Raw genomic sequence first — 25,189 nt, forward strand, 5'->3', positions numbered from 1 at the left:
TCCGGTGCTCTACGGCTGGAAATACTCAGTACTCGGATGCGACACCGAATCCGTGAAGTCCGGCTCATTCGCATTCATCGGCACCTCATCCTGGCCGCCAACAATACGAACCTCGATGTTGGAATGGCCCAGCGTAATCACGTCGCCATCAGCCAGCATCCAGTTATCCACCGGCTCATCATTGACCGTCGTGCCGTTCGTGGACTGCAAATCCACCAACACCGCAACCTGGCCATCCCAGGTGATCTCCGCGTGCTGACGCGACACACCCGTATCCGGCAGACGGAAATCAGAATCATTCGAACGGCCCAAAATGTTGGACCCCTCGTGCACCAAGTACGTACGCGAAGAGCCATCCTGCAGCAGCAGGCTCACCGTGGCATTCTGCCCATTCGACTCGCCACCGTTTGCAGGATTGGCGGCATTCGGTTCGGACATTGCATCCTCCTTACTCTCCGAGCTCAAGGCACGAGCACGCTTCTTCGGCTCCGCCACAATGGCGTCGAATCCACTCACCACATCCGGCATCGTGTCGATATACGACGACACACGGAGCTGACCCGTCCTCAAACCCGACTCCTCAGCGATACGCACAACAACCGGCCCATCCAAGAACCACTGCTTATTACGCACGTACCGCATGAGCTGATCGGCGAGGTCCGCAGGAAGATCACGATTCCTAGACAAGTTTTCCAAGTCCTTCGAAGACACACCCACTGCGTACACATTCGGAGCGACATACTCGTCCCGATCCGTGACCACCAGCGAATCCTGTGCCTCCTGCTTGACCAGCACCTCAATCTCCTCCGGCACAACCTTGCCGCCAAACAGCGCAGCCATAGAGTTATCCAAGCCACGCTGCAGAGAACTATCGAGCTTTGCCAGCTTGTCCATTACCGCCACTTCCCACGCACCTCCTTTCTTCACATGCGAATTTAAGTAACTCGGACAGTATAGGTGCCCACCCCGACACGACCTATCCGAAAACGCGGCGCGCGTGTCTAAAACCTGGTGTGGACTGGCGGTTTGTACTTTTCACGCGGGTCGTTCTATATTTATCAAGTCGCCCGCCCGGGTGGCGGAATTGGCAGACGCGCTGGCTTCAGGTGCCAGTGTTCGCAAGAACGTGGGGGTTCAAGTCCCCCCCCGGGCACAAACTAAGTCCCGACACATACTCTCCGGAGTGTGGGTCGGGGCTTTTGCTGTTTTGACCCCTGAAGGTGGTAGGAAATTTGGGGTTAAGGCTCAAAAAGTGTGTCTGATTTTCGCAGTCCTCACTGCTCAGACGGCATAAATCGGCCGTATATAAGGTTTCGCACCTTATATATGCTCGATTCTCGTTCAATCCACCGGAATGGCATCCTCATGTGCTAGTCGGGGATTGGTGTGCTTTCTGGGTGAGTAGAAACAGACCACGTTGCCCAGTATGCGCTGGGGAAATGAAGAAAAATGGCACCACTTCCAAAGGCACAACCAGGTGGCGGTGCAAAAACCCAGATTGCGGCAGCTCGACGACACGCCGCCGCACCGATCACACCCAAACTCGCGACTTTCAAGCGTTCATCTCTTATGCGACTTGCACCGCCTCATTGGCCGAGGTCGCTCGCCTGCGAAACATCAGCCGGTGGACCCTAGATCGCCGATTCGCGCCGTTTTGGCTCATCGATGTGCCCAACGATGGTGAACCTCACCGCGTCTATGACCAGATCTTCATCGACGGTACCTACACCGCCGCTGGCTGCCTCCTCGTCGCGGCCAGCTATGACCACGTCATCGCATGGCACTGGGCGAAAAGCGAAACCGCCCACGCCTACACCCAATTGCTCAAAAAGATCGCCGAGCCACTATGTGTGGTCCTCGACGGCGGACAAGGAGCACTCACCGCCATTAAAGCGTGCTGGCCAAACACGCTCATTCAGCGCTGCCTAGTCCATGCCCAACGCGCGATCCGTCGCTACACGTCGACCCAACCACGCACCGACGCGGGCAAGGCGATCTACGCACTGGCGTTGAAACTGACCCGCATCACCACACTTGACCAGGCACGCGAATGGACACTGCGTCTCCACGACTTCGGACAGGTCTATAAAGCATTCCTCGACGAAAAGACCCCCGTGCCAAAAGAACGGCGCACGCTGAATCACCAGTGGGAATGGACCCACCTGCGAGTTCGCAAGGCATACAACTCCCTGCTGCACCTCTCACGGAAAGGATGGCTGTTTACCTACCTGCAGCCGCCCAAAAACGCACTCGAGCCAAACCGGTGGGTCTCAACAACCAACAGCCTCGAAGGCGGCATCAACGCCCAGCTCAAACGCATCGCCGATGCACACCGCGGCAGGTCAGGAGAACGCCAACGAAAAATGCTCGAGTGGTGCCTGTATGCAAAAACGCAACTGCCTGACGATCCACTCACGATCGCCAGGCGGTGCAATTTCGGACAAGACCTACTCGCCAAAGTCAACGATCTTGCCGAAGAAGACCACAACAAAGCCGACCAAGAAACAGGACGACCAGCCTTCTACGACAACGCTATCCCAACCGAATACAACCACTCGATACGAATCAGAAAAGGCCCCATGAAATAGCACAAAAAGTGTCCGACCGACGACACGCCGACCGGACACACATTTTGCTACTTAACCCCTTTTTGACCCTTAACCCAAAAATAACCCCGCAGGTTTCCCTGCGGGGTGTTGTCATTAGAACGGTACTTCTTCGCCCTCGGACCGCGACGCTGCGGCTGGCGAGTGAGCGGACCAGGGTCAGACCGAGGAGAGCGCCCTTGCCTTGATCTGGTCGAACTCCTGCTGGGTAATCGCTCCCGAGTCGAGAAGGGCCTTCGCCGAGGCGATCTCATCGGTCGGGCTCGATCCGGCGGAGCCGCCGGCGACGGACTTGATGTACTCCTCCTGCCGCTGCTGGAGCTCCTGGTGCGCCTCGGCCGCGCGGTCGGTCATCCCCCGACCTCGAACAAGCAGGTACGCGAGCATTCCGATGAACGGCAGCGCTACGATGAACACCACCCACAGCGCCTTCGCGAAGCCGCCGAGGTCCTTGCTGCGGAAGAGATCTCCGAAGATCCACCACAGGGACATGAACCATGCGAAGAAGATGAAGAACTCGAACATGGCGAGTAGGAATGAGCCGTTGTCGTCGAACATCTGCTGACTGCCTCCTGACTGGATGGACGCTGGCCGAGCGATCCACGCGGACCCCAGCGCACGACGGTTAGGAACAAGGACGTGCCCGGGCCGTCGCCGAACCACGTTAGCAGATCTTCCTCACCAAGCGTGGTAGCCGGGTTGCGACGCGCTGACCGGGTTGGGCTGGTGAAGACGGACCTGGGACTCCACGATTCGTAGCGACCAAGCAACGGATCGAGAGGAGTCCCAGGTGAGTGTTGAGGCTACCGTCCTGCCCGCTGCGATGCTCGGCATCTCGGGGTTGGTGGTGCTTGCCGCCGGTGAGTACGGCGGTGAGCTGGAGCTGTTGGTGGAGACCTCCGAGTCGGTGACCGGGTGCCCGCGGTGCGGGGTGGTCGCGGTGGCCCGCGGCCGGCGTGAGCATCTGGTGCGTGACATCCCCTCGGCGGGGCGGCCGGTGCTGCTGGTGTGGCGCAAGCGGCTGTGGCGGTGCGCCGAACCGGCGTGCCCGCAACGTACCCGGTCAGTACACCTAATAAAGCGACGTCAGTACGTTCGCTAATGCTCGAGCTGATCTTTCATCGCTCGTACCTCTCGGCTGCCAGCGTGGTCACTTATTCGCAACCGCCCACCGTGCGTTCTCTACACCCCTCACCGTTGCACCCGCGTGAGACTCTTAGACGGACCTGACGATCCACTCACGATCGCCAGGCAGTGCAATTTCGGACAAGACCAACTCGCCAAAGTCAACGATCTTGCCGAAGAAGACCACAACAAAGCCGACCAAGAAACAGGACGACCAGCCTTCTACGACAACGCTATCCCAACCGAATACAACCACTCGATACGAATCAGAAAAGGCCCCATGAAATAGCACAAAAAGTGTCCGACCGACGACACGCCGACCGGACACACATTTTGCTACTTAACCCGGAAATTTTAAGCCCCGGGCGCTTGCTTGAGCAGAGGCGACACCGGGGCGTACGAGAAAGAGATTACACTTAAAGGGCGCTACGTCCAAGCATAGGTGCTGGATTTGTGCGCACATTCATAAAAGGTCAAGGGGGTTGACACTTTGGGGTCCTTAGATGGGGTTGAAGGTCCTGCTTCCGAGTTTTTCTTCTCAAAGCTCGTCAGTGACTCGCGCTTTGCGCCGTATCTGCAGGAAGCAAACAACGATGTGCAGAAAGCCAGAGAGCTTTATCTTTGGGCTGGGGAGGTTGCCTCTGCAGGTCTGGAGTTACTTGCCCATTTTGAAGTTGGGCTGAGAAACGTCATCGATAAGGCTCTCAGGGAGCATTTCGAACACGATGCTGGCTCAGTGCCGTGGATATTCTCTCGAAATCCTTTAATTGGAGAAGGAGTCCGGGAAAGGGTTGAAGACACAAGGGAGGGATTAAGTCCCCACCACCGAGATTCGCGGGCGCAGATAACCGCGAACTTGCATTTCGGATTTTGGACTCGAATGCTCGGAAAAGGCAACGACGAGCTCTGGCGCCTCTGTTTGCAACGCGCGTTCCCTTATGCCCGAAGTCGTAGCGAAGTTGGCGCCGCAGTGGAAGGGATTAGGAACTTTCGTAATCGCGTGGCTCACCACGATTCGATTCTTGATACCGATGTCCCGTTTGAATGCGATCGAATATTTGCGGTGGCGAACTATGTTGATCCTGCGTTCGAGCATTTTCTTAAGGCAGTAGACCGCGTTGAGTCCCTGTACAACCGGCGCCCGACCGAACCAGCAGATACTTTGTTAGTTCCTGGAAAGAAGGAATGGGAGCTTTATAAAAAGACGTCTGTGTATGTCTGTAAATCAGGACGAACGTTTCGTCCTGTGCGTCATCTTGCGTTTTATGTTGACAGAAAGATTCAAACTGAGATTCCTGCGGTCAAGTATCGGCAGGACAATATCACCTGGAATTTGAACGAGGCGCGGCTCTTAAGGAAAGAGGCAAAAGACCGCAACAGGCCTGAACTGCGGAAAATCGCGCAAGCCATTGAAGAGCTATCTCAAAATGGATGGTGTGATGGCAGTGGGGTTGAAGGTCGGTATCAAGCGTTTGTGTTGACCTCAAAGGACGAAACGCAACCACTTGGAGCGCATCGGACTTTGCCAAGTGAAATTGAAAATACTGCGTCCGGTAAAGGCAGTGGTTGGGTGACTAAGCAGCGCTATTTGTACTTAGAGCGACTTATGCAGCAAGGTGCGGCCTACCTGGCGTAGATCCTGCGACAAGGTGAAAAAGAACCGCGCGGTAGTATTCCCCGCATGGAATCCACCAGCACACCCGCGCAGCGCTGGGGCTTCTTTGCTGTTGTATCACTCGGCCTGCTCATGATCGGGCTGGATAATTCAATTTTGTACACGGCGTTGCCCGCGCTTGAACGTAGTCTCGGCGCAGGTCCCAGCGAGGGCCTGTGGATCATTAACGCCTACCCGCTCGCACTTGCGGGCCTTCTGCTTGGCACAGGCACGCTGGGGGACCGGGTGGGCCACCGCAAGATGTTCCTGATCGGTCTCGGGATTTTCGGTGTGGCGTCGCTGGGTGCGGCGTTCGCGCCGGGCACGGCTGAGATGATCGCGGCGCGCGCCATGTTGGGTGTTGGTGCGGCTGTGATGATGCCGGCGACGTTGGCGCTGATTCGCCTGACGTTTTCCGACGAGCGCGAGCGCAACCTTGCCATCGGTATTTGGGGCGCGGTTGCCGTGGTTGGCGGCGCGCTCGGACCGGTGGTTGGTGGTCTGCTTCTGGAGTTCTTCTGGGTCGGTTCGGTGTTCCTCATCAACGTGCCGATTGTGTTGCTTGCGCTCGTGCTTACGGTGTGGCTGGCGCCGCCGAATCTGCCGAATCCGAACAAGGCGTGGGACGTCATATCTTCGCTGTATTCGCTGGTTGCGCTGTCGGGCCTGACGATGGCGATCAAGCAGGCTGCGAACACCCAAAGCGTCGCGCTGCTGGTCGGCTCGATCGTGGCGTGCGTGTTGGGCTCGTGGCTGTTTGTGCGGCGTCAGGCGCGCCTCGATGACCCGCTGCTCACCTTCGACATCTTCCGGTCCCGCATGTTCACCGGCGGCGTTGTTGCCGCGGCGGGTGGCATGTTCATCATGGCGGGCGCGGAATTGATGACGACGCAGAAGCTGCAGCTTGTCGACGAATTTACGCCCCTGAAGGCCGGCACCACCGTCGTCGCCATGGCCGTGGCCGCCATTCCCGCGTCGACGCTCGGTGGTGCGTTTTTGCACAAGGTTGGCTTCATGCCGTTGATCGCTGGTGGTTTCGCGTTATCGGTGGTGGGGGCTGGTCTGCTGGTGGTGGGCGCGTCGTCGCATAGCGTGCTGTTCGAGGTTGTGTCGCTTGCGGTGTTGGGCTTTGCGGTGGGCTCGGTGATGAGTGTGTCGTCGATTGCGATCATTGGCGCGGCTCCGATGAACCGTTCCGGCATGGCGGCGGGTGTGGAGGAGGTCTCCTACGAGTTCGGCACCCTGACCACCGTCGCGCTGACCGGTTCGCTGCTCCAGCGGGGTCTGGATGGTGGCGCGACGTACACCGAGTCGTACGAGAATGTGCTGTTCGTGCTGGCCGTATCTGCGGTTGTGTTCGCGGCGGCCACGTGGTGGTGCTTCCGCGACAACCCGAAGTCGGGGTCGGTCAATGCCTGATATGAATCCGCGGGCGTGGCACCGCAAAGCCTCCAAGCCGGTGAGCATTTGGATGGGCGTGTTCATCATCGTGGGGCTTGTCCACCCGTTCATCCCTGAGGGATCGTGGCTGCTCATCCACATTTTTACGCTGGGCATTCTGACAAACTCGATCCTGTTGTGGTCGCAGACGCTCACTGAGCGCTTCCTGGGGCGCAAGCTTGACGACGCCACCCGCCCCGCCCAGCTCACCCGCACCTATCTGCTCAACGCCGGCGTCGTTGCCACGCTCGTTGGTCAGGTGGCGCTCTGGTACTGGCTGACCTGGGTCGGCGCGCTGGTCGTCGGCATTGTGGTGGCGTGGCATGCGGTGGTGTTGGCGGGGCAGGTGAGGGCGTCGCAACGAAGCAATGCGAGTGTGTACGGCTTCGTGGCCTCGGCGTGCTGTCTGCCGGTCGGTGCGCTGTTCGGCGCGGCGCTGTCGGCCGGACTGCCTGGTCAGTGGCACGGTGCGGTGCGCCAGGCGCACATGTTCATCAACGTTGGCGGCTTCGTCGGCTTTGCAGCCATGGGCGCGCTGAGCGTGCTGTTTCCCGCGATGTGGCGCACGCGCGCCGTGGGGAGGGTCGGTGTGGCACTGGTGCTCGCTGGCGCTGGCGTCACCGTGGCGGTCGCGGGTGCGCTGCTGCGGATGTCCGTGGTTACCGGCATCGGCACCATGGTGATCGTTGCGGGCTGGGCGTGGCTCTACCAGGGCTTTGTGGTTAACGCGCTGACGGTGCTTCGCGATCCCCGAGGTCGCATCACCTACCCAGCGCTATCGGCCCTGTTCGCGGTTGCGTGGCTGATTGGCGGGCTGACCTGGTACGCAGTGCGCCTGTTCGGCGGATCTGCCGACATTCCAACGTTGCCGCTGCTGCTCGGGTTTGCAGCACAACTGCTCATCGGCGCGATGAGCTACCTCATGCCAACCATGATGGGCGGTGGGCCGGCAGCGGTGAAGGCCGGGCTCCGTGAACTCAACCGGGCTGCCTACGTGCGCGTCGGCCTGTTCAATGTGGCGCTGTTGGCATGGCTGGCGGTGAACAATTCCTACGCGCGGATTGTGCTGTCCTTCGTCGTATTTGGCGTGCTCGTGGCGTTCATTCCGCTGCTCGCACGGGCCGTGAAGGCGCAGGTGGCGTTGATTAAGGCGTCACGTCGACCCTAAAGAGCATCCCCATTGTTTTGTGCCCGGCGATGGTGCACCACCCCAGGGTGTCAACGTTGAACTCGCCGTAATAGGCGCTCGCGCTCTCACCCGGGCTGAGCCGGCCCGAGTATCCCTCGCCAACTTTCAGGTCGTGTTCTTTGTCGCCGGAGTTTGTCAGGTTGACCACGAGTTTGGTGCCACGTGGAACCTCGACACGGTCGGGGATAAACCGCATGCCTTCAATGTCCACGTCGACGTGGACGACGTCGTCGCCAGTCGGGAGCTCGCCTTGGGCGGGAGCCAGGAGGGTCGCTGCGGATGCAGCCCCAGCTATCAGTGCCGCCACGACGGACCAAGCTGCGATGTGGGTGTTGCGTGCCACGGACGACTCCTTAGTAGTGAGTTTGCGTAAAACTCATTGTACGACCCGTGAAAATCAAATTGGACTACAACTCAGTAAGGCATATAATTATAGGAATGCCCGTAACACGTCCAGGAGAATGCGCATGGAACGCAGACATGCACCGCGACCATCTGGTGAGCTGATCGCAGCCGTTCACCGGCTGACCGCGAAACAGATCGACGTGTTCCACGAGGTGCAGCGCCACCCTGAGGGAGTCCAAGTCGCCGAGATTGGCGAGGCGCTCGGCATGCACCCCAACACCGTGCGAGGCCACCTCGACGAACTGATGAGCGCAGGCGTGGTCAGCCGCCACGTCGCTACCGGATCTGGCAGGGGCCGCCCGTCGCACGTCTACACCGCGCGCGTTGCACGCACGAGCAGTGCGTCGCGCGCAATTGTGGCACTGGTGGAGGTGCTTGCGAGCAAACTGCCTGACGACGACGCCACCACCACCACCGCTAAGGCCATCGGCCGCGAATGGGCCAACCGGGTCAACGCCCGCCCCGAAAGCGGTACCGCAACAGACCTCGACTGCGCGGAGCGACAGACCGCCGAGATGCTGCGTGAAATGGGCTTCGACCCGCTGCACCGCCCCGACGCCACAACCCGGAAAGTGCGCGAACTCGGCCTCAACGCCTGTCCCTTCATCACGGAGAGCGGCAAGCGCCCCGCCCCGATCATCTGCGCACTGCACGAAGGGTTCCTGGAGGAAAGCCTCGAAGGCTTCAAGATACAGTTGCGCCCCCACGACCGGCCAGGGGAGTGCGGGGCCCGGCTGACCAAGCGTTCTTAGTATCCCGAGCAGGTCCTACACTTGCGGGCATGCGTTCGCCTGTGACTGAATACCTGCACGACATCGTGGAATCCGTGCGCGACCACGACTCCGGCCACCGCGCCGACTACATCGACGTGCTCAAACACGCCGACCCCGACAAGCTCGGCCTCGCACTGTGTACCGCGGACGGACAGCTCTACGCGGTGGGGGACTGCGACTACGAGTTCTCCATCCAGTCCATCTCCAAACCGTTCGTTTACGCGCTCGCGCTGGACATGTACGGGCCCGAGGAGGTCCACGCCCACGTCGGCGTTGAGCCCTCCGGCGAGGCATTCAACGCGCTTTCGCTTGACAGCGAAGGCCGCCCCGCCAACCCCCTTATCAACGCCGGCGCCATCACCGTCAACCAACTCATCGGCGGCCCCGACATCCCCGTGGAGCAACGCAGCGAGAAACTCCGCGCGTACTTCTCCCGCCTTGCCGGCCGCGAACTAAGCATCGACCAGCGCGTCTTCGAATCCGAAAAGGCCACCGCCGACCGCAACAAGGCGTTCGCCCACATGCTGCGCGAAGCAGGCACGATTAGCGACGACGCCCACGACGCCGTCGCCTCCTACATCGCCCAATGCGCCATCCTGGCCACCGTGAAAGACCTCGCCGTCATGGCCGCAACCCTGGCTAACGCCGGTATTCAACCCGTCACCGGTGAGCGCATCGTCTCGGCGGAAGCGGCCCGGCTCGCCCAGGCTGTCATGGTCTCCGCCGGCATGTACGACGCCTCCGGGCGCTGGATGGTCAACGTCGGCATCCCCGCGAAGTCAGGCGTGGCCGGTGGCTTGATCGGGACGTTGCCGGGCCAGTTAGGTATTGCGTCGCTAAGCCCGCGCCTGGATAAACAGGGCAACTCCGTGCGCGGAGTAAAAATCTTCCAGGAACTGTCCAGCTCCATGGGCCTGAACCTGCTGTCGTCGAACTTCTACTTCGCGCCGGGCATCCGCCGGATCGAACGCCGCGATGACGCCGAAATCGTCGAACTACAAGGCATGATCACGTTCACCTCTGCCGAGAAGATCCTCCGTGGTCTTTCCCAGCGCCGCCTGACCAGCACAAACCTCATCCTTGACGTCTCTGGCGTGACCGCATTTAACAAGGCCGGCCGCGACCTGATCAAAGACGGCCTCATGCAGTACCGGGACGAGGGCTACAACATCTCCATCTACGACCCGGACCACACGCTGTCGGACTACGAGTTTGCCGACGGCACCACAGCCCAAGCCATCCGCGACTTCACCGCATCCTTCTCCGTCCCCGCCACGCGCGAAGAGGTCTACCAAGCGATCACCAAACCCAAAACCTGGTGGGATGAACGCGTCGAAGGCGACGCCGCCGAACAAGGCTCCGAGTTCCACTACTCCGACGACGACCGCTACGTCGGCTTCTCCGTCAAGGAAGCCGACGACGGCAAGCGCATCGTCTGGGACGTCGAACCAACCGACAACCCCAAGGAAGACCACGAGTGGGACGACACGTCGCTTATCTTCGACATCGAAGAGGACGAATCCGGCAAAACCAAGGTCAACTTCACCCACCGCGGCATGCGCCCCCACGACAGCGGTTACGAAGAAATCGCCTCCGCATGGAAGGAACGCATTGCCAAGGGTCTGCAGCCGCTCATAGGGCGCAGGGAGGAAAATTCGACCGATTCGTGACGGAAAAAACGACCGATTCAAGACGGAAAATTCGACCGATTCATAGTGGAAGGGCAGTAGGCTCGGGCTCATGTTGGACCGCACAATCTGGTGGCACGTCTACCCGTTGGCCGCGCTCGGCGCCCCGATCCGCGACACCAAAGACGCGGCTCACCGTTTGCGTGATCTCGAGCCGTGGCTGGACTACCTGGTCGAACTCGGCTGCAACGGCCTGCTGCTCGGCCCCATCTTCGAGTCGGTCACCCACGGCTACGACACCCTCGACCACATGCGCATCGACGCACGGCTTGGCGACGACACCGACATCGACTGGCTTATCAACGCCTGCACCACACGTGGCATCAACATCATGCTCGACGGGGTGTTTAACCACGTGGCCCGCACCCACCCCTGGGTCGAGCAAGGCCTTGCCGGCGACACGGACTGGGAGGGGCACAACGAACTGGCCACCCTCCACCACGATGAGCCGGCGATCCGGGACGCAGTCGTCGACATCATGTGCCACTGGCTGCGTCGCGGCATCGCGGGGTGGCGCCTCGACGTCGCCTACGCCGTCCCGCCCGAGTTCTGGCGCGACGTGCTCGCCCGCGTGCGCGAAGAGTTCCCCGACGCAATGTTCCTCGGGGAGGTCATCCACGGCGACTACGCAGAGATCGCTGCGGCTGGCACCCTCGACGCGGTCACCCAGTACGAACTGTGGAAAGCCACCTGGTCCTCGCTTGTCGACGCCAACTTTTGGGAACTCGCCCACGCCCTCGAACGCCACCCCGCAGACCTTTTGACCAACACGTTCATTGGCAACCACGACGTTGACCGGATCGCCTCCACGGTCGGGACCGACAAACTCATCCTCGCCGCCGCGATCCTGATGACGGTGCCCGGCATGCCGTCGATCTACTACGGCGACGAGCAAGGCTTCACCGGCACCCGCGGGGAGGGCTGGTCTGCCGACGACGCCGTGCGCCCCGCCCTACCAGCCACCCCGGCGGAACTCTCACCCCTGGGCGGCTGGATTTATGGGGAGTATCAGAAGTTGATTGGGGTGCGTCGTCGCAACGCATGGCTCACGCGCGCCCGCGTCGAGGTGCTGGACAAGACCAACGAAACGATCTCGTTTACCTGCACCGACGGCGAACACTCACTGCAAACCGACCTGTGGCTCGACCCCACGCCCGGCGTGCGAATCCACGCCGACGGCAACGAGCTTTACAGCTGGATCTTGAAGTAAGCCAGGATCTGCGCCAACGCGTCCTGCAGCAACTTCAGCAGGTCCGGCAACTGCAGCGTGGTCACGCCCGCGACCGGCACATCAACCGACGGCATACCAGCCGGGGTGAGGTTGATGCGCTCCGGGAACTGCGGCTGAATCTTCGGCTGCTGCTTTGGCTGCGGTGCTGGTTGCTGGGCAGGTGCTGGCTGCTGCGCGGGCGCGTTCTGCTTCGGCGCGGCGTTGTTGGAGTTGGTGTTGTTGCCGCCGGTGGTGCCTTTGAGGCCGCAGCGGTTGGCGGCTTCGTCGACACGCGAAAGCGCGTCCAGGATCTGCGGGCCGCGACGGTCGAACATCGCGATCGTGCGCGCCTGGCGGACTTTCTGCTGGTAGTCGGCGTCATTGGTCCAGTAGCGGGAGGCCTGGTCGCACGAGATCGGGCCCGCGGGCAGCTTCGCCAGGGTGTCGTCGATGGCGTCAGCCTGGGCGGTCGGCGCGGCGGCGATCGTGCCGGCCAGCGCAGCGGTCATAGCGAGAGTACGAAACTTCATGCGGGACAGTATGTCACGGATGGGGCAGATGTGACAGGTGGGAAGAGCTACTTCGGGCGCCTTTCGCATCCAATCCCGTCGCCATCGCGGTCTAGGTGGGAGCCGTAGCCCGGGTCATTGCTTCGAATGGGGCGTCCCAAGTCGCTCCAAACGGCGCGGCAGTTCGGGTATGTCCTCGACGGCGCGGGTGCCGGGGCAGGCGCCGGCCGTTGCACCGGCTTCGGAGTAGGGGCTGGAGCGGGCCGCGGTGCAGGTTTGGGTGCAGGCTTCGGAGCGGGCTTCGGTGCTGGCTTTGGGGCGGGCTTCTTCGGAGCGGGCTTCGGTTTCGCGTGGCAAGGGATGTACTTCGGTGCAGGGTTCGGAATGAATCCCTCTTTCATCGCCCAGCATGTGCCAGCAGCGATCGCTCCGTACACGGCAATGGCGCCAGCAAGTCCAAGCGCGATCTCAAGCGGGGTGTATTCCTCTTCGATGGTGGGGTTCTGCTCGGGATTCGCAGTAGTCGTGACTGGGGTGGCTGTCGCGGTAGTGCTTGGTTCCACGGCTTCGGCTGCGGGTGCTGTTAACGTTCCGGCAGTGACGGCGCTGGCGACAAGTGCCGCTACGAGAGTTTCCTTCATGCGTTAAGCATCCCACGTGAACACCTTTGATTCATATGCAGGTCTCGATATGCGTAATCCCAGGTCAAGAGGTTTTCGTGAAAATCGCCCGAAAATTTGGAAATCGCTTTGACCAGCAGTTACGCATATCGAGACCTGCATATGAACGGGAAAGGCGCGGACGCGGCGCGGAAAACCCGGGACCGGCGGGACTACGCCCCGACGAAGCGGCGGATCAGGGAACGGTACGCCCGGACGGTGAGGTCGACGTCTTCGAGGGAGACGGATTCGTCGTGGCTGTGGAGCTCACCTAGAACAGACCCCAGCGTTTCGCCGCGCCCGTGGAGGGCGAATCCGTAGCCGACGCCACCTTTACGACGAGCAAAGCGCAGGTCGGATCCACCCGCCGCGATCGTCGGGACGACGGGGACGTCGGGGAAGAATTCGTGGAAGGTGTCCACGATGGCGTCGTAAAGCGGGCCCGAGGTGGGGGAGACGGTGCCGGGTTCGGTGATGAGGTGGGTGATCTCCACCTCGTCGGCAAGGTCGCCGAGCGCTTCCCGGAGCAACTCGTCGATCTCTTCTTGCGTTTGGCCAGGCAGCGGGCGGATGTCGAGCTCCATCCAGGCGACGGACGGCAACACGTTGATCGCCTCGCCGGCACGCAGCACAGTGGGGGAGATGGTGAGGTGGCTCATGGCGTGGGAATAGCTCTGCAGCTGACCGAACGCCTCGTAGCCTTCGCCTCGGAGCAGGGCGGCTTCGGTGTCGGGGTCGAATTTCCAGGCGCGGACGTAGCCCTCCCAGATGTCGTCGCTACGCACTGCGGGCGTGATGGTGGCGATGCGGCGCGCGACCTCACCGATTTTGGTCACGGCCATGTCGCGGCCGAACGGTGCGGAGCCGTGGCCGGCGTCGCCATGCACGGTCAAGCGGCGTTGCGCGGCGCCCTTCTCGCCGACGACGACCACGAGTGCGTCAGAGCCGTCAGACACGGGCAGGTGTGAGCCGCCCTCCTCGGATAAGCAGTTCGCCCAGGAGAAGGACGCGTTTTCGGCGAGCCACGCCGCGCCGAGGCCGCCGCGGGCTTCCTCGTCGGCACACCCCACGAAGGTCAGGGTGCCTTTGGGTTGCGTGCCAGAGAGGGCGACGTCGCGCACAGCCGCCGCCATCGCTGCGGTGATGTAGAGCATGTCGGTGGCGCCGCGCCCGTACATGCGGCCGTTTTTGATCTCACCCCCAAACGGGTCAACTGTCCATTTGTCCTCGTCGACGGGCACGACATCGGTGTGGCCCAAAAGGGTGAGTGGCTCGGCGTTGGGGTCGGTGCCTTCGATGGAAAACGCTACGGAAACTCGACCCGGGTGAGGCTCGAAGCGTTCGACGTTTACACGGGTATCACCGAAGAATTCCTGCAGCGTGCGGGCGTTTCTTTCCTCGTGTCCAGAATCTGCCGTCAGATTGTTGACGCATCCATTTCTAATAAGGGCATGTAACAGTTCCAGAGTGTCATCGGTTAGGCTCATACCACATAACACTAATGTCGGAGATTTTTTGGAGACATGGGATGACTGAAACTCCCCTCCCGGGCCGTCGCTCGGATAGTCAAGACCCGCGCGCGTTGCGCACTCGCAAGGCGCTAATCGACGCCACCATGCGCCTCCTCAACGACTACGAAGTCGCTGAGCTCAACGTCTCGCAAATCGTGAAAGAAGCCGGCGTGAGCCGTCAGGTGTTCTACCAGCACTTCGAAGACCGTGACGGTCTCGTGCTTGCCACCGCTGCACAGTGGGTACTAGCAGCCTATGGCGGTTTCGCGGAACGATTCAGCATTGACAGAAACTTTGAAGCGTCGGTCACTGCACTGGCGCAGGCGACCGCTGGTCACTACACCGCCGCCACACGCATCATCGACTCGCCGATCCACAGCCTGTTGGACAACCAGGTCTACGAGGTCATGCTGCCCACCATGCGCGAACAGCTCCTGCCGCGCGCCCGCGACTGGAAGGGCGGCGTGACCGACGAGCTCATCGATGACATGGCCCGGTTCTACATCGCCGGCATGCAGCAACTCATCGAGCAGTGCATCCGCGAAGGCGTTCCCACAGAGGAGTTCGGTCGCCGCGCCGAAGCCGTGCGCCGCGTGCTCATTCGTGAGTAGCCTGGCGGAGTATGAGCCAGGTACGTGAGGTCGTCGAGAAGCTAAAAGCCCTGTACAACACGTCGTGCGACATTGCACGCGCCGGGGACTTCGAACGCTACGGAGAAGTGCGTTACCCCAAACTGACCGTGGACGTGCTCGAATGGCGCCCCATCGACCGCTCCAAAACCTTCGGCTACGTCGACAAAGCCGGCACCTACTCCGCCGTCCTCTCCCGCCCCGACCTGCTCGAGGACTACCTCACCGCCCAACTCGAGGCGCTGACCTCGAACTATCCGTGCTCCATGCGTGTGGAGTACTCCGATATCGTCATCCCGCCCGCCTACATCAAGGGCACACCGCCTATCGACGAAACACGCAACCTGCCCCGACCCGCCCTCGACGACGTCCACGACGCCATTGTCGACGGCCACTGGGACGCCTTCCACGGTCCGGAAAAACCCCTGTTCCACTTCGGCCCGCAACGCTTCGACCTCGCCATCGCGCGACTCGAGCACTACACCGGCATCGACGTGGACACCCTGCAGCGCTACATCCTGTTCACCAACTACGCCATGCACGTCACCGAATTCGTGCGCTTCGGCCTGCGTGAACTGTCCGACCCCGACTCGCGCTACACCCGCCTCGTCCTCCCCTCCGGCGAAACAGTTTCCGACACCGTCGCGCTCGAAGACCTGGAGCTGGGGTCGAAGTTCCAGATGCCGCGCTACGACCTGATCACCGAAAACGGCGACGGCATCACCATGATCAACATCGGCGTCGGCCCCTCCAACGCCAAAACCATCACCGACTCGCTGGCCGTTCTGCGTCCGGAAGCGTGGATCATGATCGGCCACTGCGCCGGCCTGGACGCCCGCATGCGCATCGGCGACCTCATCCTCGGCAACGCCTACGAACGCCACGACCACGTTCTCGACGACTACCTGCGCCGCGAACTGCCCATCCCCGCCGTCCCCGAAGTGCAACGCACCCTGGAAAAGGCCGTGACCAAGGTCTACGGCGACGACACGTCGTTGATGCGCACCGGCACCGTCCTGTCCACCGGCGACCGGAACTGGGAGTGGAAAGACCCGCAGGACCTGTGGGAATGGCTCCGGGGATCCACCGCCGCAGCCGTAGACATGGAGTCCTGCACCATCGCCGCCAACGGCTACCGTTACCGCGTCCCCTACGGCACCCTGCTCGCGGTGTCCGACCTGCCGTTGCACGCTGTGCCGAAACTGCCCGCCGGCGCCCAGGCGTTCTACTCCAACTCGAAGGAAGCCCACGTCATGTGTGCCGTGCGTGCGATGGAGAAGCTTGCCCGGCGCCCCGAACGTCTCCGGACCCGGAAGCTGCGCCGCACGATCGGTGAGGTCCCGTTCCGGTAAGTCCTTCGCGGCTTCATATGCAGGGCTCGATATGCGTAACCCCTGGTCACGGCGTTTTGCGGAAAATTGGCCGAAATTTCTGAAAACGCGCTGACCTGCACTTACGCATATCGAGCCCTGCATATGAACAAAACCCCGCACACCTAACGGCCAAGTTCGAGGCGCGCCCGCACCGCCCCGACGAACTCCTCGGGGTGCTCCTCCAGGTAGCGCGGCGTGTACCGGAGCAGGGGATGGCCGGCGTTGCCGAGGCGGTCGGCGCGCGTTTTCTCGTCGAGAAGTGCCTTGTGCGCAGGGCCGAAGGTGGTGTCGTCGTACTTCACGCGCCCATCGATCTCAACTCCCAACCACCCGTTAATCAGCAGGTCAACGCGGTACCTCCACCGGGTGAGTGTGACGTTGGCGCGGACGTCGGTGATGCCGGCTTCGATGAGCAAAGCGCGCGCGTAGGCCTCGGGTGCGGATTCGGACAGGGTCGACGCGTGCTGCGCGGCCAGGCGGGCGGCGGGTTTGCCTGGGAAGCGCGGCTCAGTTTCGACGAGGTGCTGAAGCTGGGCCGGTGTGAAGCCACCGCGTTGGACGAGCCAGTCTGCGGCGACGAGTGCGTGGGTGAAGCCGTCGAGGCGGGCAATGTCCAGAAAGGTTTGCAATGGTGACGTAGTGGACATGGCTTCCCCGCGGCGGATCCGGGAGGCGGGGAGTGTGCGTTGCACGTAGCGTACGCCGGCGGGCCATGTTGAGCGCCGCGGCACCGACGGCAACACCAGCGCGACCTGGTCTAGCGGCGTGTTCACGACCCACATGTCGTTGAGGTAGGCGGAGGCGCGGCCGGTGATCACGGCGGCGTGGACGGCAAGGCCCGCGCAGTAGGCCCGGGCCCAGTGCTGCTGGTGGACCTTCAAGGCGTCGTACGAGCGGCGCGCCAGCGCGTGTGACGTGGATAGGCGAAGCAGGTCGCTGCTGAGATATGTCTGCCCCCGGACGTCGACAAGGTTGGTTCTGATTTCGGCTTTCCATTCCCCCATGCGGGAAATCCTAGGTGGTTTGTACACTGCCTGGCGATGGAAACTTTCTTCGACGACCCTGCGATTGCGATGGCGCATCGGTCCGCTGTGCGTTCGATTGAGCGGGTGGTCAAGGAAACGGCAACGCCGACCCCGAACGCACAGCAACGCGTCATAGAACAGTTAAGGAACCCAAAAACGCTGGTCATCACGGGCGCGGGCGTGTCGACGGATTCGGGCATTCCCGACTATCGCTCCGAAACCGGCCGTTTGACCAAGGGCCGTCCGATGACGTTTCAGGAGTTCGCGCATTCGCCGCGTCAGGTGCGTCGGTATTGGGCGCGTGCGTTCGTCGGTATGCAGTTCATGCGGGCGGCGCGGCCAAACCGGACGCATTTTGCGCTTGCGGAGCTCGAGCAGGCCGGCCTGATTCGTGGCATTGTCACGCAAAACGTCGATGGACTGCACACACAGGCGGGCTCGCGAAACGTGATTGCGTTGCATGGCGATATGGAGCATGTGGTGTGCCTGGACTGCAATGTGTTGCATGAGCGATCGCTTATCGACGACCTCCTCACCGCCGCCAACCCCAACTACTTCAATTCTGTCGAGGTGGTCGGGACGATGATCAACCCGGACGGCGACGTGGAACTGCGCCAAGAGGACGTGGAGCGCTTCCGCATGATCACCTGCCCGAACTGTGGTTCGGAGCGCCTGAAGCCTAGCGTGGTCTACTTCGGTGAGAACGTGCCAAAGGCCACGCGAACACCGGCCGATCAGTGGCTGGCGGAGTCGACGGGGGTGGTTGCGATTGGCACGTCGCTTGCGGTGATGAGCGGCTACAAGTTCATTCTGGATGCGAAGAAGCAGAGCAAACCTACCGCTGTGATCAATGGTGGGCCGGGGCGTGCGGATACGAAGGTGGACACGCTGTGGCGCACTGACGTCGCTGACGCCATGGATGCGATCCTGGACGGGCTCGACTTGTGATTCTCCTGCTCATTGTTGTTGCAGTAGCGGTTTATCGTTACATCACTACGCCGTTGGAGACTGCGTTTTCCACCGCCTACCCAAGTGACCTCCACGTCTACGTGCTGGGCGGGCAGCAGGTGAAGGACCACCTGCCGCTCTATGCGCACGACCTGTTGCCGGGCTTGCCGTTTACGTATCCGCCGTTTGCGGGCGTGGTGTTTTCGTGGCTGCCAACCGAGGAGTGGTTCGGCGTCGCCTGGAAGTTGGCCAGTGTGGTGGTGTTGGCCGGGGTGGTGTGGGGGTCGTCGATAAGCAAGAAGCACGTGGTGCCGCTGGTGGCCTTTTTCGTGCTGTGCACGGAGCCGGTGCAGGGCACGCTGTACTTCGGGCAGGTGAACCTGCTGCTCATGGGGCTGGTGTGCCTGGATTTCCTGCCGAAGAACAGGCTGCCGGGCATCGGGACGGGCCTGGCTGCGGGGATCAAGCTCACGCCCGCGTTTTTCATCGTGTTGTTGATCTATCAGCGCAGGTGGGGCTCGGCATTCGTTGCCGCGTTCACGTTCGTGTGCACTGCGGCGAGCGGGATGAACGTGGTGGACGCGCCGAACTTTTGGACGCGCGCGATCTTCAGCACGCAACGGATTGGGGTGGACGAGAATCCGGGGGCGCAGTCCATACGCCAAGTGCTGGCCCGCGCCGGGATGGATTCGACGCTGCTGTGGCTCACGCTGTGTGCCGCCGTGACCATCCTTGCGCTTCTTGCTTGTCGACGAGCCCCCGCACCCCTCGCCGTCTCCTTCATCGGCCTGACCGCGTGCCTGGTTAGTCCGTTTTCCTGGTACCACCACTGGGTATGGATCGTGCCGCTTGGCGTGTTCGTCTTCGAGCGCTACGGTTCGGTGGCGCTCATGGTGCTGATGGCCCCGTACGCTTCGGTAGTGCTCTGGCCTGGCGCCCCGCAGTTCCTTTACATTGCCGTGCCAGTGCTCTTTATGGCGTGGTACGCGCTACCCTCGGGTTATGCGCATCCGTTTATACGCCGCAGCGACCGCGGCAGCCACAGCACTCGTCCTCGCCCCAGCAGCCTCCGCCGACCCGGCCCCCGTTACCGGCGTGGAACTCAACCAGCCCGCCGACCAGGTCATCGCGCTTGAGACGAAGTTCAACCTGACCAACGATGCGGAAACCGGCATCAGTGAACTGCGCAAGCTCCGCGGCGACATGTGGGACCAGAACGTGCCATACGACGGAAAACCGCTCCGCACGGTTGCTGCAGAACAGGGCCTGGATACCCGCGAGAAGTACGTCAACGCGGTGCAACTGGACACCGGCTACAACCTGATCGCACTGCAGCGTGCGGTGGAGGCGGCGAAGAAGTTCGCGCACGTCCGCCCGTTCAACGCAACGTGTACGGACAACTGCGGCCCGGAGGACACCGCCACCATCGGCGGCAAAGGAGGCTGGGGCGCGAACTTGCACAGCACGGCTAACATGAGCCGCGCCATGCAGGGGTGGGGCTATGGCGAGCTGGCGGACCTGAAGCGTCTGAACGGCAAGTGGTCCGACGACAAGAACAGCATGACCGGCCACCTGCACACGTTCCTGAACCCCACCGTGACTCGTGTCGGTTTCGCCGGTGCGGTCACCGCTGAGGGCGAGGCATCGGCTGCGGTGGTGGGATACAAGCCGACCGACGTGGAATCCATGCCGCAGGGTTCCCAGAAGGTGGTTCTGCACCGTCCGGCGGATGGCAACGAAACCCCGAACACCACGCCGAAGAAGTTGGTCTTCGCGGGTGTCGGCGATAAGTCGCCGGACGACGTGCGTCGGACCGTGGGCATTGTGTTGACGGTGCTGTCGATCCTGGCCGCGATTGTGAAGTTCATCGAGCCGTACCTGCGCCCGATCGCCGATAAGTTTATGGGGCGATAGCCTCGGCGACTTGGTCGAGGGCATCCATGGTGTCCTCGTAGCTGCCGTCGGCGCTGCGCGCGCCGATGGCTACCCCAACGTGTTTGATCCAGCCGAGTTGGCGGGTGTGCCAGGAGCCGTCTTCCTCCACGTCTGACCAGCCGCCTTTGAACGGAACCCCCAACTGGCCGAGCCCGTAGGCCTGGTCTTCGGTGATGTTGCGCATGTCCGCCAGGACGGGTTGGGATTGGTCGCGGGTGCTTAAGTAGTGGGCGTATTTCGCCTGGTCGGCGAACGTCCAGCTGGTGGTGCCAAACGCGCCGCGCACGTTGACGTGCGGCCCGGCTTTTTCGATTTCCTCGCCGACGAGTTTGGCGGCTTCGAGGTCGTCGCCCATGCAGTCCCATAGGGCGCGGGCGGAGTCGTTGTCGGACCATTCGATGGAGGCCTGGGTGAAGTCCGCGATGGTGGCGTGGTCGTATTCGCAGTGCCGTTCGGCGGCGCGTGCGATGGGGATTTTGATGGTGGACCAGGCCGGCAGGGTATCCAGGGAGCCGGCTTGGGTGAGGGTGGTGCCGTCGTAAAGAGCGACGCCCACCTCGGTGTTTGTCGCCTCCTCAATCTTTGCGACGACCCCCTCAAGGCCCTCATACTGCTCCTGCGTCTGCGTCGGTACTGCCTCGGTCTGCAACGGCTCAACCGGAACTTCTGTGGAACAGCCGGCCAGCAGTAGCACGGCAACCCAGGCGACCTTGCGCATTACGCCCCCGCAACCGCCAGGGGCTCGCGAAGCACGTAATCCAACGCCACGGCGCGGGCGATGTCGCGCACCACATCCTTGTGGCTAGGGATCAGGCGCAGATCGATCGGGCCGGAGGTGTGTTCGCGGACAGTGCGGGCGAAGGGAGTGGAGGCGAGGGGGTCGTCGATAAACGCACTGCCTGCAACAACCACCGTGTTGGGGCAGTGGTCGGAGCACAGCCCAGCCACGAGCGTGCCCAGGCCGCGGGCGCGGTTGTCGAGCGCGGAACGGGTTGCTTCCCCGGCGTCCTCCACCGCCTGGCGCAGGGTGCGGATCGTGGGCACATCGATGGCGTCCAGCAGGCCCTGGGTGGTCAGCTCGCCCTGCTCGACCTCGATGGGGTTGACCCCTTCGGGGCTGGAGATGGCGCAGGCGAGGGAGTCGTCGGCAAACAGCGCCATCACCGACGGGGTGTCCAGGTCTGCGGTGGATTGCATCTCAGAGCCGACAATCGCGCTGGAAATCGAGGTGACCTGCACCGGCACGGAGAACTGCTCGCGCATCTGATCGCCGATGTTTACCCCGTCCCACCCCAGGTTGGGGGCGTAGACGTCGCCGCTGCCGCGCACCGTGCCGGATGTGGTCACGCCCACGGTGGCGAGCGGGCGGCCGACGCTGGTGGTCAGTTTGTTCAGGCCGGCCATGATGTGCTGGATGAAGTCGTCCTCGCTCATACGCGAGACCGGCAGGTCCACGTCCACGCTGCGCAGCGTGCGGCCCTTGAGGTCGAACAGGGCGATGTAGGTGGAGTCGGTGCCCACGGACACACCCGCGTGCGTTTCGGTAGTTTCGGCGAGTTCGAGGGGGATGGTGGGCCGTCCGCGGCCTTGGGATTGGGTGAGGTCGTTGCGTTCGGTGACGTATCCGGCGTCGACAAGCGCCGCGATTGCGCGGGTGACAGTGGGCTGGGACAGGCCGGTCGCGCGGACGAGCTCGCTGCGGGAGGTGAGTTCCTGCAGGCGAATGAGGTGCAGGCATTTCGCCGCGGGAGTACGAGGACGAGAAAACGAAGCCCAAGCCATAATGAATATATTTACTGGATGGTGCGACGAATTGTCCATTTGGCCAGCTCCTATACAATCGCCCACCATGAGCCAACCCATGCGCGAGCCGTCGCTTCTCGACGCCACCTGCGAGGATTTCGTTTACGACCTCGCAGCCATCTCTCCCACGCTGGCAACCCAAATTGGCATCGATGGCCACGACGGCGAATTGCAGGACTTTTCCCCCGAGTACTGGGACCGGGTCGCAGACCGCATGCGCGACCTCATCGCCGACGTTGACGCATTGAACGACTCCACCGATGACTCCGACGACGAAGACGACTTCGACGACGTAGACAACCTCACAGCCGCCATCCTGCGCGACCGCCTGTGTATGAAGCTCGAGCTTCACCACCGCGGCGAGCTCCTGCGCCAGCTGAACAACATTGCCTCACCGATTCAGGAGATCCGCGACTCGTTCGCGCTGATGCCGCGCGTGACGGAGCAGGACTTCGACGCCATCGCCTCCCGCATGTCCCGCATCCCGGCAGCGCTCGCCGGCTACCGCGAATCCCTGGCAGAGGCTGCCTCTGCCGGCGATGTGGCATCCCACCGCCAGATTGACACCGTGATCAACCAGTGCGAGGCGCTGGGCGAAAACGACTCCCAACTCGACGAACTGGGCCTCCCGCCGGAGTCCAAGATCGTCGAAGAGGCGAAGGCCGCGTTCACACAGATGGCCGACTGGCTCTCCACCGAACTCGGACCCAAGTCCCCCCACGACGACGCCGTGGGCCGCGAGCGCTACGAACTGTTCGCCGAACTTTTCCACGGCCGCAACGTGGACCTCGACGAGGGTTACGCCTGGGCGCAGGAGGAACTGAAGCGCACCGTCGATAAGCAGAAGCAGATCGCGCGCAAGCTTTACGACGACGACTCCGTCGCCGCCGCATACCGCCACCTGAACCAGGACGAGCGCTACACCATCCACGGCACCGACAACCTCCTCGCCTGGATGAACAGCGTCAACGAAGACGTGGCCAAGGTGTTCCCGATCCCCGAGGGCATGCCCCCGGTGGAGTGCGCCATCGACCGCGCCGGCTCCGGCGGTATCTTCTACACCCCGCCAAGCGACGACATGATCCGTCCCGGCACCATGTGGTGGTCCGTCCCAGAAGGCCAGGAGACGTTCCACACCTGGCAGGAGCTGACCACCGTGTTCCACGAGGGCATCCCGGGCCACCACCTGCAGCACGCCTACGCCCTGCTCAACCGCGGTGAACTGAACATTTGGCGACGCTCCGTCTGCTGGAACTCCGCCCACGGCGAAGGTTGGGCGCTCTACGCCGAGCACCTCATGGATGGCTACCGCGAAGACCTCGGCTACCGCATGGGTCTGCTCGACTCCATGCGTCTGCGCCTCGCGCGCGTGATGGTGGACATCGGCGTACACCTGAAGAAGACCACCCCGGAAGGCACCGGCGTGTGGGACGCCCAGTACGCCAAGGCCTTCCTGCGCGACAACACCGCCATGGCGGAAGCCAACCTGGTCTTCGAGCTGGACCGTTACATGGGCTGGCCGGGCCAAGCCCCGTCGTATGCCCTGGGTTTCAAGGACTGGATCGACCTGCGCGACCAGGCTCTCAGCCGCGGCATGACCCAGGACGAGTTCCACACGAAGGCGCTGAGCCTGGGCTCAATGCCGATGGATATCCTGGCCCACGCGATCCTGCACTAGTCGTCTCGCTCGATTCGTTTCAGGATTCGGGGGACGAACCCGGCGAAGATCAACACGCAGATCAGCCGGATGAGCTGCAGTGCCACCACGGCGGGTCCGGCTCCACCCTCGGCGGACAGTGCCAGCGCGGTCTCGAGCGCGCCGGGTGTGGCGGCGAGGTAGCCCTCGTAGAGGGTCAGACCCAGCCACTTGGCTACGACCCACCCGATGCCCGCACAGAACACCATGAGACCGACGATGTAGGCCATCGTCGCCGGCAGCAGTTTGGAAAACGCCTTCAACGCCGGCACGGACAGGCCGCCGCCGCACATCCAGCCAAGCGCTAGGAATGCCGTAATGCTCAGTGGTTCCGGGGGAACAATGGTGAAGTCTGCGAACGACCCAACCAGTACCGTGACCAGCATCGGCCCGAAAATGGACGGGTTGGGCAGCCGAGAAACCTTGCCGAGTGGAATTCCCACCCCGATCAGTGCCGGCACCAGCAACCACATCCACCAATAGGGCTTGAGGTGCATGACTTCGCCGGCGGCGGGCGCATCCAAAAATGACACCACCACTGGCAGTGTTATCGACACCGTCAGCAACCGCAGGTACTGGCTCAGGCTGACGTAGCGCATGTCCGCGCCGAGGTCCCGAGCCAGCGCCGGCATCAGCGACGCCCCTCCCGGCAGCAATGACAGCACGCCCGTCTTCCTGGAGACACCATGGTTTGCCAACACCAGGCCACCAAAGAACGCCACCGCAATTACCAGCACCGCCGCAAGCAGACCCGGAAGCAAAAACGGCAGCAAATCACCTGGTGGAATACCTACCAGCGGCAGCGCCGCCACCACGCCGATCACACCGCGGGCGAGGGTGAACAGGTGTTCGTTGATCCGCAGGTCACGCTCAGTGACAATCGCGACCGTTCCAGCACCAACGATCCCGGCGAGAATCCATGCGGCCGGCACGTGAAGGTAGGTGAACACGAGACCGCACAGCACCGACAGCGGAGCAGCGACGATCCAACGGTTCATGTGGTGCATAGTA

At 62.3% G+C, this 25,189-nt stretch carries 23 protein-coding genes, 1 tRNA gene and 1 pseudogene; 15 read left to right on the forward strand and 10 right to left on the reverse strand.

The window, feature by feature from the left end; all coding sequences use genetic code 11:
* Positions 1–9: 9 nt before the first annotated feature.
* A complete protein-coding gene (locus HMPREF2785_RS00640) occupies positions 10–903 on the reverse strand; it encodes a DUF3662 and FHA domain-containing protein (RefSeq protein ID WP_070421957.1) in 894 nt (297 codons plus the stop codon).
* Positions 904–1,069: 166 nt separating this feature from the next.
* On the opposite strand from HMPREF2785_RS00640, the gene HMPREF2785_RS00645 reads away from it, so the two are divergent.
* Together HMPREF2785_RS00645 and HMPREF2785_RS00650 are read left to right on the forward strand one after the other, a co-directional pair.
* Positions 1,070–1,153, forward strand: a tRNA-Leu gene (locus HMPREF2785_RS00645).
* Positions 1,154–1,397: 244 nt separating this feature from the next.
* The gene (locus tag HMPREF2785_RS00650; protein WP_141750602.1) at positions 1,398–2,588 is read left to right on the forward strand and encodes an IS256-like element ISAmas1 family transposase; all 1,191 of its coding nucleotides are present in this window, start codon (positions 1,398–1,400) and stop codon (positions 2,586–2,588) included.
* A 177-nt stretch (positions 2,589–2,765) separates the two neighbouring features.
* Here the strand turns inward: HMPREF2785_RS00650 and HMPREF2785_RS00655 are convergent, their stop codons facing one another.
* Complete coding sequence (locus tag HMPREF2785_RS00655; protein ID WP_038592207.1) at positions 2,766–3,164, reverse strand: SHOCT domain-containing protein; 399 nt, start codon at positions 3,162–3,164, stop codon at positions 2,766–2,768.
* Between the two features lie 232 nt (positions 3,165–3,396).
* On the opposite strand from HMPREF2785_RS00655, the gene HMPREF2785_RS00660 reads away from it, so the two are divergent.
* From HMPREF2785_RS00660 to HMPREF2785_RS00675, 5 genes and pseudogenes are all read left to right on the forward strand, one after another.
* Complete coding sequence (locus tag HMPREF2785_RS00660) at positions 3,397–3,708, forward strand: transposase family protein (protein ID WP_007000757.1); 312 nt, start codon at positions 3,397–3,399, stop codon at positions 3,706–3,708.
* Positions 3,709–3,831: 123 nt separating this feature from the next.
* Positions 3,832–4,020, forward strand: a pseudogene (locus HMPREF2785_RS11700) (IS256 family transposase); the annotation flags it as partial.
* Positions 4,021–4,221: 201 nt separating this feature from the next.
* Complete coding sequence (locus tag HMPREF2785_RS00665) at positions 4,222–5,367, forward strand: hypothetical protein (protein ID WP_083284843.1); 1,146 nt, start codon at positions 4,222–4,224, stop codon at positions 5,365–5,367.
* Positions 5,368–5,412: 45 nt separating this feature from the next.
* On the forward strand, positions 5,413–6,804 hold the full coding sequence (locus HMPREF2785_RS00670; protein ID WP_070421960.1) for an MFS transporter: 1,392 nt from the start codon (positions 5,413–5,415) through the stop codon (positions 6,802–6,804).
* The gene (locus HMPREF2785_RS00675; RefSeq protein ID WP_070484929.1) at positions 6,797–7,993 is read left to right on the forward strand and encodes a hypothetical protein; all 1,197 of its coding nucleotides are present in this window, start codon (positions 6,797–6,799) and stop codon (positions 7,991–7,993) included. Before HMPREF2785_RS00670 ends, HMPREF2785_RS00675 begins: the two co-directional genes overlap by 8 nt.
* Here the strand turns inward: HMPREF2785_RS00675 and HMPREF2785_RS11895 are convergent.
* Positions 7,971–8,357 carry a cupredoxin domain-containing protein gene (locus tag HMPREF2785_RS11895; protein WP_070613820.1) on the reverse strand — a complete coding sequence of 129 codons (387 nt, stop codon included), beginning with the start codon at positions 8,355–8,357 and terminating at the stop codon, positions 7,971–7,973. The two genes, HMPREF2785_RS00675 and HMPREF2785_RS11895, sit on opposite strands and share 23 nt — an antisense overlap.
* On the opposite strand from HMPREF2785_RS11895, the gene HMPREF2785_RS00685 reads away from it, so the two are divergent.
* From HMPREF2785_RS00685 to HMPREF2785_RS00695, 3 genes are all read left to right on the forward strand, one after another.
* Complete coding sequence (locus HMPREF2785_RS00685) at positions 8,338–9,171, forward strand: helix-turn-helix transcriptional regulator (protein ID WP_371440466.1); 834 nt, start codon at positions 8,338–8,340, stop codon at positions 9,169–9,171. The two genes, HMPREF2785_RS11895 and HMPREF2785_RS00685, sit on opposite strands and share 20 nt — an antisense overlap.
* 29 nt (positions 9,172–9,200) lie before the next feature.
* Positions 9,201–10,862 carry a glutaminase gene (locus HMPREF2785_RS00690; protein ID WP_070613826.1) on the forward strand — a complete coding sequence of 554 codons (1,662 nt, stop codon included), beginning with the start codon at positions 9,201–9,203 and terminating at the stop codon, positions 10,860–10,862.
* A 70-nt stretch (positions 10,863–10,932) separates the two neighbouring features.
* Positions 10,933–12,090, forward strand: coding sequence for an alpha-amylase family protein (locus HMPREF2785_RS00695; protein ID WP_070613827.1), 1,158 nt, complete (start codon positions 10,933–10,935; stop codon positions 12,088–12,090).
* Here the strand turns inward: HMPREF2785_RS00695 and HMPREF2785_RS00700 are convergent.
* The 3 genes from HMPREF2785_RS00700 to HMPREF2785_RS00710 form a co-directional block, all read right to left on the reverse strand.
* Entirely contained in the window at positions 12,069–12,620 is a 552-nt protein-coding gene (locus HMPREF2785_RS00700) for a hypothetical protein (protein WP_070613829.1), read from the reverse strand. The two genes, HMPREF2785_RS00695 and HMPREF2785_RS00700, sit on opposite strands and share 22 nt — an antisense overlap.
* A 47-nt stretch (positions 12,621–12,667) precedes the next feature.
* The gene (locus tag HMPREF2785_RS11440) at positions 12,668–13,240 is read right to left on the reverse strand and encodes an excalibur calcium-binding domain-containing protein (RefSeq protein ID WP_083308795.1); all 573 of its coding nucleotides are present in this window, start codon (positions 13,238–13,240) and stop codon (positions 12,668–12,670) included.
* Between the two features lie 191 nt (positions 13,241–13,431).
* Positions 13,432–14,745 carry a M20/M25/M40 family metallo-hydrolase gene (locus tag HMPREF2785_RS00710; RefSeq protein ID WP_070613833.1) on the reverse strand — a complete coding sequence of 438 codons (1,314 nt, stop codon included), beginning with the start codon at positions 14,743–14,745 and terminating at the stop codon, positions 13,432–13,434.
* Positions 14,746–14,786: 41 nt separating this feature from the next.
* On the opposite strand from HMPREF2785_RS00710, the gene HMPREF2785_RS00715 reads away from it, so the two are divergent.
* Positions 14,787–15,380 (forward strand): TetR/AcrR family transcriptional regulator, encoded by a 594-nt coding sequence (locus HMPREF2785_RS00715; RefSeq protein WP_070613835.1) that lies wholly within the window; start codon positions 14,787–14,789, stop codon positions 15,378–15,380.
* 11 nt (positions 15,381–15,391) lie between these two features.
* Positions 15,392–16,750, forward strand: coding sequence for an AMP nucleosidase (gene amn, locus HMPREF2785_RS00720; RefSeq protein WP_070421970.1), 1,359 nt, complete (start codon positions 15,392–15,394; stop codon positions 16,748–16,750).
* Between the two features lie 143 nt (positions 16,751–16,893).
* Here amn and HMPREF2785_RS00725 read toward each other — a convergent pair whose 3' ends face one another.
* On the reverse strand, positions 16,894–17,775 hold the full coding sequence (locus tag HMPREF2785_RS00725; RefSeq protein ID WP_070613837.1) for a hypothetical protein: 882 nt from the start codon (positions 17,773–17,775) through the stop codon (positions 16,894–16,896).
* A 36-nt stretch (positions 17,776–17,811) separates the two neighbouring features.
* Here HMPREF2785_RS00725 and HMPREF2785_RS00730 point away from each other — a divergent pair, with 36 nt between their 5' ends.
* Entirely contained in the window at positions 17,812–18,744 is a 933-nt protein-coding gene (locus tag HMPREF2785_RS00730; protein ID WP_070613839.1) for a Sir2 family NAD-dependent protein deacetylase, read from the forward strand.
* Complete coding sequence (locus HMPREF2785_RS00735) at positions 18,741–19,880, forward strand: glycosyltransferase 87 family protein (protein WP_070613841.1); 1,140 nt, start codon at positions 18,741–18,743, stop codon at positions 19,878–19,880. Before HMPREF2785_RS00730 ends, HMPREF2785_RS00735 begins: the two co-directional genes overlap by 4 nt.
* Positions 19,881–20,644: 764 nt before the next feature.
* On the opposite strand, the gene HMPREF2785_RS00745 is transcribed toward HMPREF2785_RS00735, so the two are convergent.
* Entirely contained in the window at positions 20,645–21,397 is a 753-nt protein-coding gene (locus HMPREF2785_RS00745; RefSeq protein WP_083308797.1) for a hypothetical protein, read from the reverse strand.
* Complete coding sequence (locus HMPREF2785_RS00750) at positions 21,397–22,461, reverse strand: ROK family transcriptional regulator (RefSeq protein WP_070613843.1); 1,065 nt, start codon at positions 22,459–22,461, stop codon at positions 21,397–21,399. The genes HMPREF2785_RS00745 and HMPREF2785_RS00750 overlap by 1 nt, the downstream gene beginning before the upstream one ends.
* Positions 22,462–22,528: 67 nt before the next feature.
* Between HMPREF2785_RS00750 and HMPREF2785_RS00755 the strand changes: the two genes are divergently transcribed.
* Positions 22,529–24,160, forward strand: a complete 1,632-nt coding sequence (locus tag HMPREF2785_RS00755; RefSeq protein ID WP_246821116.1) for a DUF885 domain-containing protein — start codon at positions 22,529–22,531, stop codon at positions 24,158–24,160.
* On the opposite strand, the gene HMPREF2785_RS00760 is transcribed toward HMPREF2785_RS00755, so the two are convergent.
* On the reverse strand, positions 24,157–25,176 hold the full coding sequence (locus HMPREF2785_RS00760) for an AbrB family transcriptional regulator (protein ID WP_141750600.1): 1,020 nt from the start codon (positions 25,174–25,176) through the stop codon (positions 24,157–24,159). The two genes, HMPREF2785_RS00755 and HMPREF2785_RS00760, sit on opposite strands and share 4 nt — an antisense overlap.
* Between the last annotated feature and the right edge of the window lie 13 nt (positions 25,177–25,189).

The organism is Corynebacterium sp. HMSC067D03 (assembly GCF_001811185.1).
In the GTDB taxonomy this organism is placed as follows: domain Bacteria; phylum Actinomycetota; class Actinomycetes; order Mycobacteriales; family Mycobacteriaceae; genus Corynebacterium; species Corynebacterium coyleae.

Excerpts from the sequence above, each read along its gene's own strand:
- HMPREF2785_RS00655 (WP_038592207.1), bottom strand. The coding sequence starts at position 3,164 with ATGTTCGACGACAACGGCTCATTCCTACTCGCCATGTTCGAGTTCTTC.
- HMPREF2785_RS00685 (WP_371440466.1), top strand. The coding sequence starts at position 8,338 with ATGTGGGTGTTGCGTGCCACGGACGACTCCTTAGTAGTGAGTTTGCGT.
- HMPREF2785_RS00670 (WP_070421960.1), top strand. The coding sequence starts at position 5,413 with ATGGAATCCACCAGCACACCCGCGCAGCGCTGGGGCTTCTTTGCTGTT.
- HMPREF2785_RS00700 (WP_070613829.1), bottom strand. The coding sequence starts at position 12,620 with ATGAAGTTTCGTACTCTCGCTATGACCGCTGCGCTGGCCGGCACGATC.
- HMPREF2785_RS00695 (WP_070613827.1), top strand. The coding sequence starts at position 10,933 with ATGTTGGACCGCACAATCTGGTGGCACGTCTACCCGTTGGCCGCGCTC.
- HMPREF2785_RS00675 (WP_070484929.1), top strand. The coding sequence starts at position 6,797 with ATGCCTGATATGAATCCGCGGGCGTGGCACCGCAAAGCCTCCAAGCCG.
- HMPREF2785_RS11440 (WP_083308795.1), bottom strand. The coding sequence starts at position 13,240 with ATGAAGGAAACTCTCGTAGCGGCACTTGTCGCCAGCGCCGTCACTGCC.
- HMPREF2785_RS00755 (WP_246821116.1), top strand. The coding sequence starts at position 22,529 with ATGAGCCAACCCATGCGCGAGCCGTCGCTTCTCGACGCCACCTGCGAG.
- HMPREF2785_RS00730 (WP_070613839.1), top strand. The coding sequence starts at position 17,812 with ATGGAAACTTTCTTCGACGACCCTGCGATTGCGATGGCGCATCGGTCC.
- HMPREF2785_RS00690 (WP_070613826.1), top strand. The coding sequence starts at position 9,201 with ATGCGTTCGCCTGTGACTGAATACCTGCACGACATCGTGGAATCCGTG.
- HMPREF2785_RS00710 (WP_070613833.1), bottom strand. The coding sequence starts at position 14,745 with ATGAGCCTAACCGATGACACTCTGGAACTGTTACATGCCCTTATTAGA.
- HMPREF2785_RS00760 (WP_141750600.1), bottom strand. The coding sequence starts at position 25,176 with ATGAACCGTTGGATCGTCGCTGCTCCGCTGTCGGTGCTGTGCGGTCTC.
- HMPREF2785_RS00750 (WP_070613843.1), bottom strand. The coding sequence starts at position 22,461 with ATGGCTTGGGCTTCGTTTTCTCGTCCTCGTACTCCCGCGGCGAAATGC.
- HMPREF2785_RS00745 (WP_083308797.1), bottom strand. The coding sequence starts at position 21,397 with ATGCGCAAGGTCGCCTGGGTTGCCGTGCTACTGCTGGCCGGCTGTTCC.
- amn (WP_070421970.1), top strand. The coding sequence starts at position 15,392 with ATGAGCCAGGTACGTGAGGTCGTCGAGAAGCTAAAAGCCCTGTACAAC.
- HMPREF2785_RS00725 (WP_070613837.1), bottom strand. The coding sequence starts at position 17,775 with ATGGGGGAATGGAAAGCCGAAATCAGAACCAACCTTGTCGACGTCCGG.
- HMPREF2785_RS00715 (WP_070613835.1), top strand. The coding sequence starts at position 14,787 with ATGACTGAAACTCCCCTCCCGGGCCGTCGCTCGGATAGTCAAGACCCG.